Origin of the sequence: Paenibacillus sp. BC26 (genome assembly GCF_900116125.1) — a bacterium.
Classification (GTDB): Bacteria; Bacillota; Bacilli; order Paenibacillales; family Paenibacillaceae; genus Paenibacillus_Z; species Paenibacillus_Z lignilyticus.
Window position 1 is genome coordinate 214,862 of record NZ_FPAD01000005.1, and the last position, 20,013, is coordinate 234,874.

Consider the following 20,013-nt stretch of genomic DNA (forward strand, 5'->3'; position numbering starts at 1 on the left):
TAAGATGAACCTAACCCATAATCAGTTGGAAACACGATGCGTCAGCTCTCTTGTCAAAGTTTTCGCCCAAGACGGCGAGCTCCAAGAGCCGGTCTATCCGAAAGGCAGCGCTCTTCGGGGTGAAGTGTATGCCTTTCAGATCGCTTACCGCAGTGCGCAGATGCGCAAGAACATCAACCTATCCGTCACATCCCAGCTGCAAAACAGTACAATTACCGTCCGCTCGGTCGGACTTGTTCCGTCTGAAATGCCCATGTATGCCGATCATGATGAGCGGATCTTTCAAGCGACGCCGGGACTATTCCCGGATCCGCTCTATCCGATAGCACAGGGGATTACGGCACTCCCGAATGTATGGAGCTCCGTGTGGGTGACTGTACATGTAGATCGCGCCGAACAAGGCGGCACATTCGACATCGCGATCGCGTTTGAAACGGCAGAAGGGGAAACGCTCGCTCAAGAGAGCTTCTCGCTCACCGTTATTCCGCGCGAGCTGCCCGAGCAGAAGCTGATCCACACCGAGTGGTTCCATACCGATTGTATCGCGACGCAGTACAACGTACCGGTGTTCAGCGAAGAGCACTGGCGCTTGCTGGAAGCTTTCATCGGAACAGCCGTGAGGCATGGCATCAATTTGCTGCTGACGCCGCTGTTCACGCCGCCGCTCGATACGGCTGTCGGCGGAGAGCGCCCTACCGTACAGCTGGTGGATGTCGAGAAAACGGGCAATCAGTACAAGTTCGGTTTCGAGAAGCTGGACCGTTGGGCGGATATGTGTCTGGAAGCTGGCGTTCGTTACTTCGAGTTCTCCCATCTGTACACGCAGTGGGGCGCGAAGCATGCACCTAAGATCATGGCCCATGAGAACGGCGAGTACAAGCGGATCTTCGGCTGGGAAACGGAAGCCTCCGGCGAGGAATATCGCAGCTTCCTGGGCCAGCTTATTCCGGAGCTGCTGAAGTGGGTAGAGGGTCGCGGCCTGCAGAAGCAGGTGTACTTCCACATTTCCGACGAGCCGAGCATGAGCGCGCTTGAGGATTATCGCCAAGCGAGCGATTGGCTCAGACCGATGCTGCAAGGGTATCCCGTTATCGATGCTTTGTCCGATTATGAGTTCTATGAATCGGGACTGGTTCCGCGGCCAATACCGGCAACCAATCATATCGAGCCGTTCCTTGAAGCCGGCGTCCCGGATTTGTGGACGTATTATTGCTGCGGCCAATATAAAGACGTATCGAACCGATTCTTCACGTTCCCTTCGGCGCGGAACCGGATCATCGGCGTGCAAATGCACAAGTTCGGCATAACCGGTTTCCTGCATTGGGGCTTTAATTTCTGGTACAGCCAGTATTCCATCAAGCCGATTAATCCTTACATCACGACAGATGCCGGCCATGCGTTCCCATCGGGGGATGCCTTCCTTGTTTACCCGGGAGAAGAGGGTCCGATCGAATCGATCCGCATGGAAGTGTTCTATGAGGCGCTGCAAGATATGAGAGCTTTTGCCCTGCTGGAAGAGTTGGGCGGCAAGGATGAGCTGCAAGCACTTATTGGTAACATTACCTTCAGCAGCTACCCTGCAGAGAGCGAATGGCTGCTCAATCTACGGGAAACGGTGAACAAGCGAATTGCCGAAATCATAGGCTAGGATAGCCGTCTCCGTGATCCGCCCTTGTTTTCGCCCCGGAATTTTGGGACAATACTAGTCAGAGAGTTCATGGGACGAAATTCAAGGTGTTGAAAAGAGGATAACGGATATGCATAAACCATCCATATATGGCTTCACTTTCGACCAGCTGACGGGCTGGCTTGGGGAGCATGGACATAAACCGTCGCGCGCGCGGCAAGTCTGGGATTGGCTGTACCGGAAGCGGGTTACGGCATTTGAGGCGATGACGGACGTCAACGGGGCTTGCCTGGCTTTATTGGCAGAGCACTTCGAGATTCAGACGCTCGGCGAACATACGAAACAAGAATCGGCGGACGGCACGATTAAATTCCTGCTCAAGCTGCAGGACGGGAATCTGATCGAAACGGTGCTCATGCGGCATAAATTCGGGCTGTCCGTCTGCGTTACCACGCAGGTCGGCTGCAATATTGGCTGCAGCTTCTGTGCGAGCGGCTTGCTTGCCAAGAGCCGCGATCTGACATCGGGCGAAATCGTCGGTCAAATCATGAAGGTACAATTGCATCTGGATGCCGCGCAGCAAGGCGATCTGGTCAGCCACATCGTCGTGATGGGCATCGGAGAGCCGTTCGATAACTTCGAGAATATGGTCGACTTCATCGAAACCGTCAAGGACCATAAGGGTCTTGCCATCGGGGCGAGACATATTACCGTATCCACAAGCGGTCTGGCCGACAAAATCGTAGCGTTCACCGATCGCAACCTTGGCGTTAACCTGGCTGTTTCCCTGCATGCGCCGAACAATGAGCTGCGTACGCGCATTATGAAGATCAATCGCGCGATTCCGATTGAGCCGCTGATGAAGGCGATCGATTACTACCTGAGCAAGAATAAGCGCCGTGTAACGCTGGAATATATTTTGCTCAAGGATGTTAATGATCAGAAGGAGCATGCCTTGCAGCTGGCAGAGCTTGTCGGCGACCGCCGTCAGCTTGTGAACGTGAACCTGATTCCGTATAATCCGGTTGACGAGCATAGCCAATATCAGCGCAGCGAGCAAGAATCGATCCGCATCTTCTACGATACATTGAAGAAGCAGTCCGTTAGCGTCAGCGTCCGTCTGGAACACGGAACGGATATCGACGCCGCTTGCGGCCAACTGCGCAGCAAGCAAATCAAAGCTACCGTATAAACAACCAGATGAAGCAAAGCAGGCGTATCCCGTGTTACACTCGGCGATGCGCCTTTTTTTATCGATCATCGCAAGAAATATCAGGTGCACCGAGCAGCGATGACCTAACATTGACGGTAAGGAGGTGATCCGAATGGAGGAGGAAGAACGGTATGCCGGAATATGGCGGGCTGCCGGCTATGTGGAACAGCATCTGCAGGAAGAGCTTCGATTGGAGGAGCTTGCGAAGCTGGCGGGGTATTCGCCTTTTCATTTTCACAGGCTGTTCTATGCTTGCACGGGCGAGACGTTGTCCCATTATATTCGGGAGCGACGTTTAGCCTATGCAGCCAGAAGGCTGCGGGGGTCGGCGCAATCCGGCACGGAGATCGGCTTCGATATTGGCTATGGCAGTCATGAATCCTTCATCCGCTCGTTCATGAAACGGTTCGGGGAGCCTCCGCAATCCCTGCGAAGGAGAGCGTGTACGATGAGAGAGCCGGTGTTGGTTAACCGCGAGACGATTCATGTCGCGGGCGTGTTATGCATGACGGATACGACGAAGGATCGCAACATTGCACAGGCCTGGAAGTCGCTTAGCCGCATCTGGGCAAGTATTCCCGGCAAGGTAAATGAACGGATTAGCTTCGGGCTCGAGATTTATAATCCGCAAGCAAGCGGAGACCGGGCGAGACAGTTCGATTATTTGGCAGGCACCGAGGTGGCAGACCCGGCGTCCGCGATGCCAAGCGATGCTCAGGTATATACAATCCCGGGCGGAAGATATGCGGTCTTCACGCATGTGGGTTCAACCGAGCTGCTCGGGGAGACATTCCGCTATATCTATGGCGAATGGCTCCCGGCTTCAGGTGAGCTGCTGCGCAGCTTGGGCGATAGCGGCTTCGATTTCGAATACTATGACGCTCGTTTCCAAGAAGGCCGCGCAGATTCAGAGCTCGGTATCTATGTGCCTTTATGTCCAATCGACACGCCTTCATCCGAATAGGATAGCGTAGGATTACTACGCGATGAAGGATGGATGTGAGTGATGGCCGAAGCCAAAGGTCAAGCCAAGGTGGTCAAACGCGAGAACCAGGTGTATTCCAACCGAGTGGTCCGCTCCGAATTTGGCAACCATTGGCGAACCTCTCTAACCGGGAGCGGGTACGTCATGTATACGGCAACCCGCAATGACGCGAAGGTAACGGTGCTGCTGGGTACCGGCGCTTCCAAATTGCTTGTTTTCCCTAGAGGAGGCAAGGTATTGGTAGGCGGCGGAGGCGTGAGTCATTACAGCAAACCGCATGTGGCGATCGATCTTTAAAATGAAAAAAACTTAACAATATTTGCAAAGGTTTCCCTCTTATAGGGAACCTTTTTTTTGTCAACAATTATTGGGGTGGGCATCGAGGCGACATTCGGTCCCAAATCGGGTAGAATAGAGGAATTCCATGGAACGGGAGCTGTAACGATGTCTAACGAAGAAATGATTTTAACCAAAGAGGGCTTTGCTAAATTGCAGGAGGAGCTTGATGACCTCAAATACGTGAAACGCAAAGAGCTGGCCGAACGGATTAAGCTTGCCATTAGTTATGGGGATTTGAAAGAGAACAGCGAGTATCATTCTGCGAAGAATGATCAATCTTTCTTGGAAACACGCGTCATCATTCTAGAGAAAATGCTCAATACAGCACGTATCGTCGAGTCCGATCCGAGCAACGCGGGTTCGGTGCAAATCGGTTCGAGCGTCATCTTAAACGATGTGGAGTTCGACGAACGGATTGAATATCAAATTGTAGCTCCGGCGGAAGCGGATGTACAAGCGAACAAAATCTCCTACGAAAGTCCGCTTGGCAAAGAACTGCTGGGCAAAACAGTGGGCAGCCGCATTAATGTAAATGCGCCGATGGGTGTTATCGCGTATGAGTTGCTTGAGGTCAGAGCGCTCTAATAGGGTCTGTTGCGTAAAGCCGCGGGCGATGCAGCAATGTCTTAAGTTACTTAACTTCATGACATTGCTGCGATGCTGAGCGGCTTTTTTCGTGTCTTCACGAGGATCCCCGGCATCTCTCCCGAACGGAAACCCGCGCAAACCCGGAAGGCCATCGCCTTCCATGGCAAGCGTACAGGCCGCCTTGCTCGTCTGTGAATACAATGTGATGTATTCCAAAACAAGGAAGGAGATAATACCTTGAAACGTAATTATCCACACATGGGCCAAGTTGCTGGTGCAAACATGGGCCCAAACATGGGACCTAATATGGGGCCGAATATGGGACCTAACATGGTGGCAGGTGCAAATGACCAATTCTGTCCAGACTGCCCTACACAAACTATCTATGATCCTCCGGTTACACAATACGAGAATGTCTACCATCCGCAGCTTGTAAACGTCGTTCACGCCGTAGAAGTGGTAAAACAGCATCATTGCTGCCCAGTATATCAACACTGCTACACGTATTCCGAGAAAGATGTCATGGTTTCGAGCGTAAAACGCGGCAAACGCACAAAAACATCCTCCAAAAAACGCACTAGAAAATAGTCCCATTCTTCAAACGATGACCCGCGCAGGGACACTTTAAAACGAAGTGTTCCTGCTGCGGGTCATTTGTTTACGAAGCCGTTAGAGGATGTCTTGATCTTGAATGAGATAATGCCCCATTCGAAGCGCTGCTTCCGTATTCCCTGTTCTCGCGTAGTAATGAAACAATTGCTGCTCTGACCGCCTGATGAGGTACATGTAGCCGAATTTGCGGTAGACCGGCAGCGCCTCGTCGTTCATATACTGGTAGTACTCCGCCTCTTTGCCATTGATCAAGAGGAGCAGCATCGTAAAGAGCAGCATGAAGACTTGGTCCTTCAATGCCTTAGCGCCTGTCAGGCCGGTCTGGGCCAGCCGATCTAACTCTTCCGCCTGCAGCAGATTGCCCATGAAACAGCTCCGAAGATAACCTTCTAATGACAGCAAATAAGGCAGCGTTCGGGGATTCTTAAGCTCCATGGATTGCTTATAGAAGTTGCTCGCCTTCTGATAATCCTTCCGCCGCAAATACTCATAGGCCAAATTATGGATGACTTTGGCTTTTCGGTCAGGCGCGCCACACATATCGCAGCTCTGAATCAAATTCTCGAACCGCGCGATCACTTCTTTAAAATCATGCTGCGGATCATCCTGCACTTGAATGAGCATCAGCATCTCCGCGTCGATGACGCGAAGGAAACAGTTGATCTCCTTGAAGAAATTCCGTGCCTTCTCCGCGTAAAAGTAGGCCATGACCTCAGACTTCATCGTATGATAAGCCATAGCCAAATGGTGAAAATACTCCGGATTATTATATTCCTTATTGTTAATCGTTTTGAGTGACGCGATGGCTTCTACATGATTTTGTTTGGATAAATGATAAATGCCTTCTACATGCTTCAGAAGGTTGCTTTCGAAGTCGGGCAGCCGCTCCGCCGTTTTGCGGACGCGATTGATGATGCGCAGCGCCATCTCCGCCTCATTCCTCAGCAGCAGATACTTGGCTTGAAGCAGCAAATAAAACGTTTCATACTCGGAGATCTGCAGAAGCGCTTCCTGCTCGAGTTCCGCCTTAATCGATTCCATGTCCGCGGATAGTTGCTTCACGATGGCATCGTGCCAATCGTACAGCCTTTTCTTAATGCTGCTGAACTTCGCCAGCTCGCGATCCATGCTAATGCCAAGCCGCAAGCACAGCAAGTCCAGCACTTCTTGCGAGTAATCGGTAATGCCCCGTTCGATTTTGCTGATATGGGTGTCCGAGCAGATGCCAAGTCCCAATTGATCTTGCGTCAATTCTGCTCTTTCGCGGTAAAATTTAATGATTTTCCCTTCATGCACTGGGATGAACCCCCTGGTTGTCACAATTTCACGGTAAGACTATTGTAGCAAAACAACGGCAGCAAGGTAAAATTAGGCTATACTAATAGCATCCCAATGATTCGGCGAAGGAGCAAATATGCAAGTGAACCTTTTTCATACGTACCCATTAAGCGAAGAAATCGCTCGTGCACTAGATCATCTTGGTTATACGGAGCCGACACCGGTTCAGAGCAAAGTCATCCCGGAGGTGCTCGCGCAGCGCGACCTCACCGTGCGATCCCAGACCGGAAGCGGCAAGACGGCAGCCTTCGGCATTCCCATCTGCGAGCTCGTGGAATGGGAGGAGAACAGGCCGCAGGCGCTCGTGCTGACGCCAACGCGGGAGCTGGCGGGTCAGGTCAAAGAGGACCTGATCAATATCGGCAGATTCAAACGCATCAAAGCGGTTGCCATCTACGGCAAGCAGCCTTTCGCCCAGCAGAAGCTGGAGCTGCAGCAGAAGGTCCATATCGTCGCGGGTACGCCTGGACGCGTGCTGGATCATATTAAACGCGGGACGCTGGATGTGGATCGGCTGCGTTATCTGGTCATCGATGAAGCGGATGAGATGCTGAACCGCGGATTTATCGAGCAAGTGGAATCCATTATCAAGGAGCTGCCGAAGGACCGCGTAACCCTGTTGTTCTCGGCAACGCTGCCGCCGGACGTGGAGCAGCTGTGCCATCGCCATATGAAGAACCCTATGGATATCGAGATCGAAACCGCAGGCATTACGACGGATCGGATTGCTCATACGCTCTATATCGTGAAGGATGAGCGAAAGCCGGAGCTGCTGAAGGCAGTCACCACGATTCAAAATCCGGACAGCTGCATGATTTTCTGCCGTACGCAGGAGGCAGTTGACCAAGTAAGTCGTATGCTGCGGCAAAGCGGCTACCCTTGCGACAAGATTCACGGCGGTATGGAGCAAAATGATCGTTTCAGCGTCATGCATGCCTTCCGGAGGCGGGAGTTCCGCTATCTGGTGGCCACCGATCTGGCGGCCCGCGGGATCGACATCGAGAATATTACGCATGTCATCAACTACGACCTGCCGATGGATAAAGAAAACTTCGTGCACCGTACAGGCCGAACCGGACGCGCGGGACAGAGCGGTATCGCGATCACGTTCGCTACGCCAAGCGAGGGCAGATATCTCGACGATATTCAAGGCTACATCGGCTTTGAGCTGCCGCGGGCAGAGCCGCCAAGCGCAGCACAGGTTGCCGAAGCGCGGGAAGCCTTCGATGTGAAGCTGAGCGCCATGGATGCGCCGCGCCTCGATAAACGCGAGCTGCTGAGCCAGGATATCACGAAGCTGTATTTTGGCGGCGGGAAGAAGAAGAAGCTGCGGACGGTGGATTTCGTCGGGACGATCGCGAAGTTGGAGGGTATGACGTCAGCGGATATCGGCATTATTACGATTGAGGATAGCGCAACCTTCGTGGAAATTTTAAATGGTAAAGGCTCCCTTGTCCTGCGGGCGATGAAGAACACGACCGTGAAAGGGAAGCTGCTCAAAGTACATATTGCGAACAAGTGAGGCTCGCCGAAAATGAGAGCTTCGCTATTCCGGATATGTGGCGTGACCGTTGAAGGCATGGTTAGAGTAGGCGTGTGGATAGCTTAATCCGCATGGATCGCCTGGCCGGTCACGTCCGCCGCTTGCGGCTATTGTTGCCGCGCCTGCTTCATCTTCAACAGTGTCTTATGAATCCAGATAGCGGCCTGCGCCCCTTCGCCCATCGCGATGGATACCTGTTCGGAATGGATGGCAACGTCACCTGCTGCCCAGATGCCGGAGACACTGGTCATTTTGCTACGCGGATCGGTCCAGATGTGGCTGTTCTCGTGCAGCTTGGCGCCAAGCTGACGGGCGAGAGAAGATCGCACCTCGTTGCCGCCATAAGCGAGAAAGGCGCGATCCGCCTCGATGCGGGTGCCATCCTGCAAGGTAATGCCCTGCAGATTGCCATCGCAATCGGCGTGGACGCGTAGATGCTCTGCTCTTTGATAAACGATCGAAGCGGCTGCCAGCTTCTCTTGCAGAGGGGCGCTTACGGACTGAGATTCCGGTGCTTGGTCGAGATATAGCAGCTTGTCCGTCCAGGTCCGCAGCGTGAGCGCCATGTTGGCGCCGACATCGCCTGCACCGAGCACGAGGGTGCTGCGATTCCGTATCTCGTAGCCGTCACAATCCGGGCAGACGAATACGGTGAGCCCCAGACATGGCCGCAGCTCCGGATAATCCGGCAGCCGGTCCATGACGCCCGTCGCGATAAGCAGCGTCCGCGATTGGTAGGGCTCGCTCCCGGGCTTGCTGCCGCGCAGCTCAAACAAGTCGGAGGCGATGCCGCGCGCTTCGAGGATGGTGTCGGTTATGACCTCGATGCCGTAATCGGCTGCCTGTGCAAGACCTGCCTGTCGTAGCGTATCGCCGGATACACCGCCAGGATATCCCAGGAGATTTCGATAGCTGCGGCAGATTTTGGAGCGCCCATCACCGGAATCGATGACGAGCACGTCGTGCATCGCATACCGCCCGAGCTGAATAGCCGCCTGCAGTCCGGCGATTCCGCCGCCGATAATGATGCAGTCATAAACCATCATGGGCACCTCCTAAAGTTCGTCAGAAATAATGGAACGACTTGTGCCTATCTTTCGTACTACCGTTATTGATACAATATAAGTGAGAAAAGCAGCGTGGAGAGAGGACTAAACAACCTAATGATAGAAGCTGAGCAAGGCCATTGGCGTAAGGAAATCGCAGCATTTGAACGACCGAAGCTCAAGAACAGTATTTGGCAAATCATTAACACGATCGGACCTGTAGTGCTGCTATGGCTCGCTGCTTATCTCTGCTTATCCGTCTCACCATGGTTGGCAGTCGGTGTTTCGATAATTGCAGGCGGATTTTTAGTTCGGACTTTTATTATTTTCCATGATTGCTGTCACAAGTCATTTTTCAAAAATCGCAAAGCCAATGATATCGTCGGCACCATTACCGGTATCATGACTTATGTACCTTATATGCAATGGAAGCACAGCCACACGGTCCATCATGCGACATGCGGCAACCTCGATCGTCGGGGCACAGGCGATATTTGGACGCTGACGGTAGACGAATATTTGAGCGCTTCACCGCTGCGCCGACTCGTGTATCGGTTGTACCGCAACCCCTTTATCATGTTTACGATTGGCCCGATTTACATCTTCTTGATCGACTATCGCTTCAACCGGAAACGCGCGAACGCGAAAGAACGGATGAACACGTACATTACGAATGCCGGAATTGCAGCTGTAGCTGTCCTGCTTTGCTGGGCGGTTGGCTGGCAGGCATTTCTGCTGATACAGGGAACCATCTTCTTTATGTCAAGTATTGCGGGGATTTGGCTGTTTTATGTGCAGCATCAATTCGAGGAGTCGTATTATGAGGCGGATGCCGAATGGGACTTCGTGAAGGCTGCGATGCATGGCAGCTCTTATTATAAATTGCCGCGGATTCTGCACTGGATCACAGGCAACATCGGCTTCCATCATATTCACCATTTGAGCCCGCGGATTCCAAACTACAACTTGGAAGCGGTTCATGAGACGAACCCGCGCATGCAGGAAGTTCGAACGATTACGATTCTTTCAAGCCTGAGCTCGCTTAATTTCCGTTTATGGCATGAGCCCAGCAAGCGGTTAATCGGGTTCCGGGATATGAAGCGGCTGATGCGCGTTGCGAAGACGACGGCTGCCGCCGCCGAATTATAAGAGATGAATCGCTCTCCAAGCTTAGCTTGGGGGGCGATTGTTTTTTGCTCGAACTCTCAGCATCAAACCCACCTGAAAAAGAAGTCGAGCGTCTCAGATGCGAGCTCTCGGCTTGAAATTTTAGTAAGTGACCGTTGACATTGATTAATTGCAATTTTAGTTTTCTTACGGTCATTAGTGTCCATAATCGAGGGAAAAGACAGTGAAAACCGTGAAGTATTCATTCTAATGGTCATTGGTGACCATAAAAACAGTGAATGTACGTTATTTTCGTTCTAATGGTCAAGATTGACCACTTGATAGGACCGATAACGCTGTAGTCCACGTCCCATCCGTCTAGCGGATCGATTCAGGTAACAAGGAACTCACTGCACCAAAATCATCGGAAAAAGAAGCGGTCATAATTTTTGAACGATCAGCTCGCATTTGAGGTGGACAGGGTAAACGGAACGAATGGATAATTAAGAATGAAGCCAAAAGCAAAGACGATACTTAGCGTGAACTTGATACCATATTGGAGGCTGCAGTTGTTATGATTAAGCTTAAAGACGGAGCGCTGACCCTGTTCGAGAGCGCGCTTTATAAAACCATGTCGGCAGTCATTGAGACCGAGGATGCCATTATAATCGTCGATCCGTGCTGGCTGCCCCATGAGGTCGAAGAAATTCGGCAATATGCTGAAGAGGTTGCGTCTGGCAGGCCGAAGTATGTGTTGTTCACGCACTCGGATTACGACCACATTATTGGTTACGGGGCTTTCTTGGATGCGGAAGTGATTGCGTCTGCAGCGTTGGCGGATAAGAACGAGACTGAGAAGGAAGCGATTCTCGAGCAAATTGGCGGCTTCGAGGACAGCTACTATCTGGAGCGCGACTATGAGATCGCTTATCCCGTTGTACAGCACCGTGCGGAATATGATGGGCAGGCGTTGCAATTAGGGAACGGCACGAAGCTGACGTTCTATCTGTCGCCGGGGCACAACGATGACGGCATGTACACCGTGGTGGAGCCGCTTGGCCTGCTGTTTGCCGGTGATTATTGGTCGGATATCGAGTTCCCGTATATTTATTTCAGCAGCACGTTGTATGAAGCGAGTATTAGCAAGCTGGATACGATCTTGACTGCCCATTCGATTACGCGGCTGATTCCGGGTCACGGCAATTCGACCGTGGAGCGCGACGAGATGAAACGCCGCCAAAAGGCGGATTTCGCCTATATTGCGGCGATGCGGAAAGCCGTTGCAGCTGGGGATCAGGCAGCTATTGACGCGCTGATTGAAGGATGTCCGTTCCCGCGCAATTTGCGCAAGTTCCACTTGGGGAATCAGCAGTTGTTTGAGCGGGAGCTGAAAATTAAGGGAGTGGAGTAGTGGGTTTTGGACCGCTCAGGGAAGTGAGATGTTGCATTCTCTGCAACATGTTTAAGCGCGGCTCGCCATTGTGTAGAAATGCTCATGCCAATAAGAGCTGCCTCAAAAGTCGTACACTTTTGGGGCAGCTCTTCTGTTTGTGAGGAAGCTGGTTTACAGGCGAAGCTTGGCCAGGTCGAATGCAGGCACGAGACCTTCCTGCGCAGCTCGTCCGAGCAGCGCTTCGACGGCGGCATAGCCGCTCTCGCCGAGATTAGCCGAGTAGTCGTTGACATACAGCGCGATGTGCTGCTTGGCAACGTCCGGCGACATCTCCTGCGCATGCTGCATCACATAAGCGGCAGACTCTTCGGGATGTGCCCATGCGTATTCGACAGAAGCGCGGATCCATGACGTAAGCGATGCCGCATCAAGGGAACGGCGAGCAATAATGGCGCCGAGCGGAATGGGCAGACCGGTATCGGATTCCCACCAGCTGCCGAGGTCAGCCATCATGTTGAGACCGTAGTTCTGGTACGTGAAGCGGGCTTCATGGATAACGAGTCCCGCGTCGATGGAGCCGTCTCTGACAGCAGGCATGATTTCATGGAATGGCATGACGACGATTTCCATGTTGCCGTCCGGGACAAGCTGCGCGGCCCAGAGACGGAAGAGCAGGTAAGCGGTAGAGCGATCGCTTGGCACGGCAATTCGTTTGCCTGACAGCGCCGCCGGATCGCCTGCTTCGCCTTTCGTCAGCACAAGCGGACCGCATCCGCGGCCCAGTGCGCCGCCGCAAGGCAGCAGGGCGTAATCGTCCAGCACCCATGGGAGTGCGGCGTAGGAGATTTTGAGAATTTCGGGGCCGGCGCCTTTCGCGGCCCAGTTGTTCGTAATATCGATATCCGCGTAGGTCACGTCAAACTCCGGTGCGCCCGGAATCAACCCGTGCACCAAAGCGTGGAATACAAAGGTATCGTTCGGACATGGAGAGAATGCGATATTCATTGTCATTGGAGCACCTCCTTCAGAATTGCGCTGCCGTGCTCAAGCGCTTGAAGCGCGTCGCCGATGCGCCACGCTTCGCGGTCGCGCGGGCCGACCGCGTTCGAGATCGCGCGCAGCTCCAGCACGGGCACGCCGAAGTGCTGGGCTGCGCTTGCCACGCCGAAGCCTTCCATCGCTTCGGCTGCGGCTTCCGGCACCCGCCGCACATGCTCCGCTGCTGTGGCGGCCGTGCCCGTTGCCGTGGTCACGGTGAGAACCGGCCCCGTGACCACCGGCAGACCGGCCGCGCTAAGCGCCGCGGCCAAAGCGCTCGCGCTGCGCGCGCAGACCCCGGAGCGGGATGAGCCGAAACCGAGCTCATCCACGCTGGCGAAGCCGCCCGGGGTCTCTACGCCGAGGTCGGCGGCGATGATCTCGCTCGCGACCACGAGCGAGCCGAGCGCGGCCCGCCCGGCGAAGCCGCCGGCGATGCCTGCGCTGACGACCAGGCGGTACCCGCCCGCGGTCGCGGCTGCGGCTGCAGCTACGCTTGTTGCCGTGGTCGCTGCTGCGCTGAAGCTCGCCGCGGCAGCCGCTCCGGCGGAGCTCCCGCCTTCAGCGCCACGCGTGCTCTCATCAGCAGCGTCCGCGCTCGCCGCTTGGCCGCTCGCCTCGGCGGAACTCGCCGCCGGGCTCGTCCCCCCGGCGCAGCCCGCCGCAAGCGTCGCCGCGGTAACCGCTGCTGCCGCTGCCGGGCCAACTCCGGCGGCGATCACATGAAAATGCGCCGCTTCTTCACCGAGCCCGCGCAGCACGGCGGCACGCTCGGCTTCTACGGCCGTCACAATCAAGATGCGACGCGTATCTTTCTTTTCCCCATTGCTCATCATGAACATCTCCCTTACTCACGCTGAAACGGTATGGACCGATCGTTACTGTAGAGAGTATTGTACCATTTTTTAAGTGGATATCCTAAGTCGGCGGGGGGAGGATGCGGCGGGTGAACTTGAGACGAGCGCGCGTTAAGGGTAAGCTAGAAGTTGAATCCATGGCGAGGTGACAGACAACAAGATGAAAGCTTTAGTTTTCCATACATTCGGGGGGCCGGAGGTGCTTGCCCTTCAAGAGATCCCGGAGCCGGTGCTTCAAGCAGGCACGGTAAAAGTCCGCACACGGGCGATCGGACTCAATTATGCGGACATTTATCGGCGGCGCGGCAACTACCATCTGGTCGGTGAACCGCCGTACATACTCGGTTATGAAGGAGCGGGCGTGGTCGAAGAGGTTGCGCCGGACGTGGAGGGCATTCAAGCCGGGGACCGCGTCGGTTTCGCGGATGTGCCGCATGCGAATGCGGAGCTTGTCCTTGTGCCGGCTGACCGGGTCATCAAGCTTCCGGAAGGCATCCGCTATGAGGACGCTGCAGCTGTACTGCTGCAGGGGCTCACGGCGCAATATCTTGTAAACGACAGCTACGCCGTGAAGCAGGGCGATGAGGTGCTTGTTCACGCGGCGGCGGGCGGAGTTGGCCAGCTGCTCCTTCAATTATGCAAGGCTAGAGGAGCTAAGGTCGTCGGCCTGACATCCAGCCCTGAGAAACGGGATGCGGCGCTCGCGGCAGGGGCCGACGAGGTGTTCCTGTACAATACGGACTGGGTGAGCGGCGTGTTGAATTGGTCTGCAGGTGCGGGGATGGATGTGGCTTACGACTCCGTAGGGTCGACGTTGATGGACAGCTTCAACGCGGTTCGAATCAAAGGGACGGTAGTTTTCTTTGGAATGGCCGGAGGCGATCCGGCGCCGATCGATCCGAGGATGCTGATGGATACGAGCAAGACCCTCACCGGCGGCGACCTGTGGAACCACATTACATCAGCCGAGGAACGCAGCAAGCGTGGCAACGCGCTGTTTTCGGATATGCTGGAGGGCAGGCTTCGCCTGTCAGAGCCGAGGACTTTTTCGTTGGCTGATGGCGCCGAGGCGCATCGTTACTTGGAGAGCCGCGCGAGTACGGGCAAAATTTTGCTGATCCCCTAACTGTGATGATACAATGGTTTTACCACAATTAACCGACTAGGAGTTGACCCTACATGAGTGAAGAAATCAACATGCAAGAGCTGGTCCAGTTTATCGCCGGCAAAACAAAAGCAACACCGGGCAGCATCGAGCAAGTACTGAAGCATGAGCAAACGTTCATCAACAACGCGCAAGAGGACAAGAATGGCGAAGTGAATATCGACAGCGACGAGCTGGTGGATTATATTTTGAGTCGGCCGGGGCTGAAACTGGACGAGCTGACGGTGGAAACGATTTTGGACGTTGAGATGGAATACTTGATGGATAAAGGCATTGCCGGCTACATCGACTAAACGACTTTTATACGGAAATGTGACTGAGGCCCATGACTCTTGTTGAAGAGTTGTGGGTCTCCTTGTTATGCGCAAAAAAATCTCGATGTTGCGGTTAGAGTGCCGTTTCCACTTCTCAATCGACTGCACATACATAGTACTAGATTGATAGAAAGATAGTGGAACAGTCCATGAAGGAGGATCGTATGCCTCATACCGCGCTGGCTCGTTTATTTAAAGACATGTATGTCGTTCTCGAAGAGGCTAACCAGAGAAAAATCCCTTTTGAACAAGTCGTATACGAATGGAAAAGAAAGGCCGCCCACCCGCTGGCGCTGCCTCATGCCGAGCCGATTGCCTCGCCTTTTCATCCCCCGGTGCAAGCTTCTCGCTATGTCTCTGCATCCCGAATTGCCATTATTGGAGGCGGTCTCGCGGGTCTGACTTGTGCGTATCGGCTGGAGCAGGCGGGATTCGCACCCGTTGTGTTTGAGGCTGATCATAAAAAGATTCCCGGCCGCGTAGACACGCGGCGCGGTGCTTTCGACGATAGGCAGTCGATCGAGCGCGGCGGGATGCTGATCGATACCGGCCATGTTGCTTTGCGCAGGCTGATTGAGGAGCTTGGGCTTACGCTGAATGATTTGCTGGCTGCTGAGGTGCGGGGTACGGAGCCTTGTTATTACTTTGACGGCGCGCCATACACGCTGGCGGACGCGACGCGAGACTTCCAGGGGGTAGTGCCGAAGCTGAACGCGGACTTGAAGGCGGCGGGATTCCCGACCATGTATAACCAATATACGCCGCGGGGGCTTGAGCTCGACCGGATGTCGGTGGTGGATTGGATTGAAGAAAGTGTGCCGGGCGGCAAGCTTTCGAAGTTTGGGAAGCTGATCGATATTGCCTGCAACATCGAGTACGGGGCGGAGTCCTCGCAGCAAAGCGCTTTGAATTTCCTGTATCTGCACGATTACATTCCGGATGGGGAGAAGTTTAGTGTGTTCGGCGTGTCGGATGAGCGGTACCATGTGCGCGGGGGGAACGATCAAATTGCGCATCGGCTGATGGACAGGCTTGCGCCGGGCACCTTGCAGCGCGGCTGCCGGTTAATCGCGATTGCGGAGACGGCGGATGGCAGCTATCGGCTGACTCTGCAAGATCGGAGCGGCACGCATGAGGTGGCTGCGGAGCATGTGGTGCTCACGATCCCGTTCTCGATTTTGCGCAGTTCCGTGGATTACAGCAAGGCGGGCTTTCGGCCGCTCAAAACATCCGCAATCGAAGAGCTAGGCATGGGGGCAAACAGCAAGCTTCATGTGCAGTTTACCGACCGCCACTGGACCTCGACCGGCTGCAACGGCGACACCATCACGGACGGCGGTTATCAAAATACATTCGATGTCACCCGCGGCCAATCCGGTAAATCCGGCATTCTGGTCGCATATTCGGGAGGCAACGTGGCAGAGGGGATGAACCTCGGCTCGCTGCCGGAGCGAGCGCAGCAATTCCTGCATCAGCTGGAGCCGGTGGTACCCGGTATTACCCCGCGCTGGAACGGCAAAGTAACGCGCGATTATTGGCCGGGCAATCCATTCTCGCTCGGATCGTACGCCTATCGTAAGGTGGGGCAATATACCAAGTTTACGGGCATCGAAGGGGAGCGCGAGGGGAGCAAAGGCGCCTGCCATTTTGCCGGCGAGCATACCTCCGTCGTCTTCCAAGGTTACATGAACGGCGCCGTCGAAACCGGCGAGCGCGCCGCGGCAGAAATCATGGAGGCGCTGTGGGCGGAGGAGAGTGAAGAGTAGCTCCCAGAGCAACACATTCGCCGAAAGTCGGTGGATTAGAGTGAAGAGTAGCTCCCAGAGCAACACATCCACCGAAAGTCGGTGGATTGGAGTGAAGAGTAGCTCCCAGAGCAACACATCCACCGAAAGTCGGTGGATTGGAGTAAAGAGTAGCTCTCAGAGCAACACAAGAAGCTCACCCAGAGATCTACATGCGAGCCAGTCAGCGAGCTTCAGCGCAAGAAGCTCATCCAGAGGTCTACATGCGAGCCAATCAGCGAATTTCAGCGCAAGAAGCGCACCCAGAGGTCCACATGGGAGCAAACTTAGCGAATACGTCGCAAGAAGCACTCCCAGAGATCTACATGGTGCGGAAAGCAGCAAATTTCGAGCAAGAAGCTCACCCGCAGATCCACATGTCACTGTAGCGGCAAACAGTCAAAAAAGGCGGAGCAGGAATTTCACCTGCACCGCCTTTTTCTACCCTGTCCGCCCGAGGTTTACTTGTTCGTGGCGTGCTGTTTATTGCCCAGCTGTTTTGCCGGTGCGCCCTTGCCCTGGCGCTGTTTATTGCCTTCGGCTTTGGCCTGTGTATCATGCACTTTGTTCACGAAATCGCTCGTTTGATCCATGTGGTTACCTCCTTCGGAATTCGCCTCTTTTAGGATGACCAGACAGCTCCGTAAACATGCAAGAAACGCCCATTTTGCGCAGTTTTTGCGCCTTTTCGTCACAATCTATGAATATCGGAAAATAAAGTTTGCACCTGCTATTTTCCGACATTTTACACTCTTGTAACCTTCTATGAAAGCGCTACAATAATAGTAACAACAACCCAGGAGGTGATTACTATGAGCCATGAGGAAGAGGTCATTTCAGAAGAAATTTCAAGCGAGCTGGAGGCGGCTGAAGAAGTAGCTGCAGCTAGCGAAGAAGCTGCAGAAGAAGCAGCCGAAGCATCCGAGGAAGCCGAAGAAGCAGCTGAAGAAGCTGAGGAAGCGGCAGAAGAATCCGAGGAAGAAGCATCTGAAGAAGAAGCATCGTCCGAAGAGGAAGCAGCTGTAGAAGCTGAAGAATCCGAAGAAGCTGCGGAAGAAGCTGCTGCCGAAGAACAAGCAGCAGATGGAGAAACGGAATAATGATATCCATCATTTCTAATAAACAATAAGGGCTTTCCCGAGTGTCTGTTAATGGACGCGGGGGAGCTCTTATTTTTGTATAATAGGAGGCAGAGGCTACAACCGGAAAAGAGGTTACGCAAGCTGATGGCTCAGGATCCATTCCTGTGGGACTTGCCCACACTGCTCCTTCTGTTCGCTCTTGGATTAGTCGCTTCGACCTTCGGCGCCGTCGTCGGTCTCGGAGGCGGCGTTATTATTATACCGGCGCTGCTGCTGCTTGGCCCCTCCATGCTGGGCATGGACATCGATACAACGCTGGCGGTCGGCGTTTCGCTGGGCGTGCTCGTCTTTACTTCGTTGACGTCGACGATCACGTTCTACAGAGAGGGCAAAACCGATCTTCGCTGCGCGCTCTTCTTCTCCATCTCAAGCGGCCCCATGTCGGTGGTCGGTGCCGGTTTGACCTCGCTGTTTGAGCCGGATGTATTCCGCCGGGCGTTCGGCTATTTCATGTTGTTCATGGTCGTATTGCTGCTGCTTCGGAGCCGCATCAAGCCATTCAGCGGAACATGGCGGTACACCAAGCTGTACGTGGACGGAAACGGAGCACAGCTCGAATATGGCTACAGCATGCTGCCGGCACTGATCATCGGGGGAATCGTTGGACTCATCTCCGGCTTGCTCGGCATCGGGGGCGGTGTACTGCTCATCCCTGCGATGGTGCTGCTCTTCCGGTTTCCCCCGCATATCGCGACTGCGACGTCGATGTCCGTCATCTTGGTGTCGGCACTCTTCGGCAGCGGCATGCATCTGTATCGCGGGGAGTGGGACTGGCAGCTTGTGCTGCCGCTTGCGCCCGGGGCGTTGATTGGCGGCTACGCAGGCGCGATTATCTCGCGCAAAATCGGCAGCAAGCTGCTCATTCGCATTATGTGTGCGGCGCTTGCGCTGTTTGCCATACGTATGATTTTGACATAGCGAATATCAGACGTAGCGACTGCACCACCACAGATCAACGATAATAACATCATCCTATTGTACCGGGAGGCATCGCTGCATGTCGCAACCTATACCGATCGGCCTGCTGCAGCTGGCCCCATACGTGCGGTATGTTCATTACAATGAAGGCGACGAGCGCTACCGCGTGCCGCGCAGAGTGATTTACGACTACGAGTTTATTTATGTAACGAGAGGCAGTGCATGCTATACGCTTGGCGATGTGGAATATGTGCTGCGTGCAGGCGATCTGCATATCATTCCGCCACTCACGCTTAATTCGTGCAGGGTGCCGGAAGGCGGTTCTTTTGCTTATTACGCCTGCCATTTTGACCCGATCTATCTGGGGCAGGAGCAGGATTTCTCCGATGACGTGTATGTAAAAGTAGACTACGCGAATCTACCGGAGGTGCCTGTGCAGGAGGGACTGCTGGAGCGGCAAACGCTGCAGTTTACCGATTTCGAGCTGCCGGCCGTTCACCATTCGGGTGCACAATCGCATCGATTCGGTGATCGGTTCGCCGAGCTGCTGGACTTGTTCACCCGCAAACCCTTCGGCTACCAGGTGCGGATGCGTGCCTGTTTGCTCGATGTGATCGGGCTGCTGCTTGCAGACACGCACACCTCCGAGGGTATCAAACAGGACAGTCCCCACAAGGCGTTGATCGCGGAAATGATTGAGCTGATGCGCCAAGGCTATCGCTCGGAACTCGACATAGAAGGCATCGTGCGCAGCTATGGCATGACGGCTAAGTATGCCCGCACGCTGTTTAAGCAAGCGACCGGCCTTTCATGGACGCGTTACTTGGCGCGGTTTCGGATGGAGCGGGCCAAAGAGCTGCTGCGCCAAGGCGAACTGTCCGTCGGCGAAATTGCCGTATTGTGCGGCTATGAGGACCTGCATTATTTTAGCCGCCTCTTCAAGAAACTTGAAGGGATGCCGCCGCGTGCATACGGCGATTCCCTGCGCGGCACTTCCTAGACGC

At 54.3% G+C, this 20,013-nt stretch carries 19 protein-coding genes; 14 read left to right on the top strand and 5 right to left on the bottom strand.

The window, feature by feature from the left end; genetic code table 11:
* The first annotated feature begins 4 nt into the window (after positions 1-4).
* The 5 genes from BM412_RS27040 to greA all read left to right on the top strand — a co-directional run bounded on the left by BM412_RS27040 (position 5) and on the right by greA (position 4,749).
* Positions 5-1,648: a DUF4091 domain-containing protein gene (locus tag BM412_RS27040; protein ID WP_091224812.1), complete on the top strand. Its 1,644-nt coding sequence runs from the start codon at positions 5-7 to the stop codon at positions 1,646-1,648.
* A gap of 109 nt (positions 1,649-1,757) precedes the next feature.
* Positions 1,758-2,819: a dual-specificity RNA methyltransferase RlmN gene (gene rlmN / locus BM412_RS27045; protein WP_091224813.1), complete on the top strand. Its 1,062-nt coding sequence runs from the start codon at positions 1,758-1,760 to the stop codon at positions 2,817-2,819.
* A 133-nt stretch (positions 2,820-2,952) separates the two neighbouring features.
* Positions 2,953-3,804, top strand: a complete 852-nt coding sequence (locus tag BM412_RS27050) for an AraC family transcriptional regulator (RefSeq protein WP_091224814.1) — start codon at positions 2,953-2,955, stop codon at positions 3,802-3,804.
* A gap of 42 nt (positions 3,805-3,846) precedes the next feature.
* Positions 3,847-4,122, top strand: a complete 276-nt coding sequence (locus tag BM412_RS27055) for a hypothetical protein (RefSeq protein WP_091224815.1) — start codon at positions 3,847-3,849, stop codon at positions 4,120-4,122.
* 147 nt (positions 4,123-4,269) lie between these two features.
* A complete protein-coding gene (gene greA / locus BM412_RS27060; RefSeq protein ID WP_091224816.1) occupies positions 4,270-4,749 on the top strand; it encodes a transcription elongation factor GreA in 480 nt (159 codons plus the stop codon).
* Positions 4,750-5,421: 672 nt separating this feature from the next.
* Here greA and BM412_RS27065 read toward each other — a convergent pair.
* Positions 5,422-6,660, bottom strand: a complete 1,239-nt coding sequence (locus tag BM412_RS27065) for a helix-turn-helix domain-containing protein (protein ID WP_177246112.1) — start codon at positions 6,658-6,660, stop codon at positions 5,422-5,424.
* Between the two features lie 124 nt (positions 6,661-6,784).
* Here BM412_RS27065 and BM412_RS27070 point away from each other — a divergent pair, with 124 nt between their 5' ends.
* Positions 6,785-8,224 (top strand): DEAD/DEAH box helicase, encoded by a 1,440-nt coding sequence (locus tag BM412_RS27070; RefSeq protein WP_305728728.1) that lies wholly within the window; start codon positions 6,785-6,787, stop codon positions 8,222-8,224.
* 128 nt (positions 8,225-8,352) lie between these two features.
* Here BM412_RS27070 and BM412_RS27075 read toward each other — a convergent pair whose 3' ends face one another.
* Positions 8,353-9,291 carry an NAD(P)/FAD-dependent oxidoreductase gene (locus BM412_RS27075; protein ID WP_371264862.1) on the bottom strand — a complete coding sequence of 313 codons (939 nt, stop codon included), beginning with the start codon at positions 9,289-9,291 and terminating at the stop codon, positions 8,353-8,355.
* Positions 9,292-9,408: 117 nt separating this feature from the next.
* Between BM412_RS27075 and BM412_RS27080 the strand changes: the two genes are divergently transcribed.
* Together BM412_RS27080 and BM412_RS27085 are read left to right on the top strand one after the other, a co-directional pair.
* Entirely contained in the window at positions 9,409-10,440 is a 1,032-nt protein-coding gene (locus tag BM412_RS27080; protein ID WP_091224820.1) for a Delta(5) desaturase DesA, read from the top strand.
* A gap of 532 nt (positions 10,441-10,972) precedes the next feature.
* Positions 10,973-11,809 carry an MBL fold metallo-hydrolase gene (locus BM412_RS27085; protein WP_091224821.1) on the top strand — a complete coding sequence of 279 codons (837 nt, stop codon included), beginning with the start codon at positions 10,973-10,975 and terminating at the stop codon, positions 11,807-11,809.
* 153 nt (positions 11,810-11,962) lie between these two features.
* On the opposite strand, the gene BM412_RS27090 is transcribed toward BM412_RS27085, so the two are convergent.
* Both BM412_RS27090 and BM412_RS27095 read right to left on the bottom strand, forming a co-directional pair.
* Positions 11,963-12,796 (bottom strand): 1,4-dihydroxy-6-naphtoate synthase, encoded by an 834-nt coding sequence (locus BM412_RS27090; RefSeq protein ID WP_091225078.1) that lies wholly within the window; start codon positions 12,794-12,796, stop codon positions 11,963-11,965.
* A gap of 2 nt (positions 12,797-12,798) precedes the next feature.
* Positions 12,799-13,662, bottom strand: coding sequence for a futalosine hydrolase (locus BM412_RS27095; protein ID WP_091224822.1), 864 nt, complete (start codon positions 13,660-13,662; stop codon positions 12,799-12,801).
* A gap of 184 nt (positions 13,663-13,846) precedes the next feature.
* Here BM412_RS27095 and BM412_RS27100 point away from each other — a divergent pair, with 184 nt between their 5' ends.
* From BM412_RS27100 to BM412_RS27110, 3 genes are all read left to right on the top strand, one after another.
* Entirely contained in the window at positions 13,847-14,812 is a 966-nt protein-coding gene (locus BM412_RS27100; RefSeq protein WP_091224823.1) for a quinone oxidoreductase family protein, read from the top strand.
* Positions 14,813-14,865: 53 nt separating this feature from the next.
* Positions 14,866-15,144 carry a hypothetical protein gene (locus BM412_RS27105; RefSeq protein ID WP_091224824.1) on the top strand — a complete coding sequence of 93 codons (279 nt, stop codon included), beginning with the start codon at positions 14,866-14,868 and terminating at the stop codon, positions 15,142-15,144.
* Positions 15,145-15,314: 170 nt separating this feature from the next.
* Entirely contained in the window at positions 15,315-16,931 is a 1,617-nt protein-coding gene (locus tag BM412_RS27110; RefSeq protein ID WP_256256615.1) for a flavin monoamine oxidase family protein, read from the top strand.
* A gap of 479 nt (positions 16,932-17,410) precedes the next feature.
* Here the strand turns inward: BM412_RS27110 and BM412_RS27120 are convergent, their stop codons facing one another.
* Positions 17,411-17,542, bottom strand: a complete 132-nt coding sequence (locus BM412_RS27120) for a DUF4023 domain-containing protein (RefSeq protein ID WP_090980254.1) — start codon at positions 17,540-17,542, stop codon at positions 17,411-17,413.
* A gap of 219 nt (positions 17,543-17,761) precedes the next feature.
* On the opposite strand from BM412_RS27120, the gene BM412_RS27125 reads away from it, so the two are divergent.
* From BM412_RS27125 to BM412_RS27135, 3 genes are all read left to right on the top strand, one after another.
* The gene (locus BM412_RS27125; protein WP_177246113.1) at positions 17,762-18,049 is read left to right on the top strand and encodes a hypothetical protein; all 288 of its coding nucleotides are present in this window, start codon (positions 17,762-17,764) and stop codon (positions 18,047-18,049) included.
* Between the two features lie 126 nt (positions 18,050-18,175).
* Positions 18,176-19,009 carry a sulfite exporter TauE/SafE family protein gene (locus BM412_RS27130; RefSeq protein WP_091224827.1) on the top strand — a complete coding sequence of 278 codons (834 nt, stop codon included), beginning with the start codon at positions 18,176-18,178 and terminating at the stop codon, positions 19,007-19,009.
* Positions 19,010-19,088: 79 nt separating this feature from the next.
* On the top strand, positions 19,089-20,009 hold the full coding sequence (locus tag BM412_RS27135) for an AraC family transcriptional regulator (protein ID WP_091224828.1): 921 nt from the start codon (positions 19,089-19,091) through the stop codon (positions 20,007-20,009).
* The last annotated feature ends 4 nt before the right edge of the window (positions 20,010-20,013 follow it).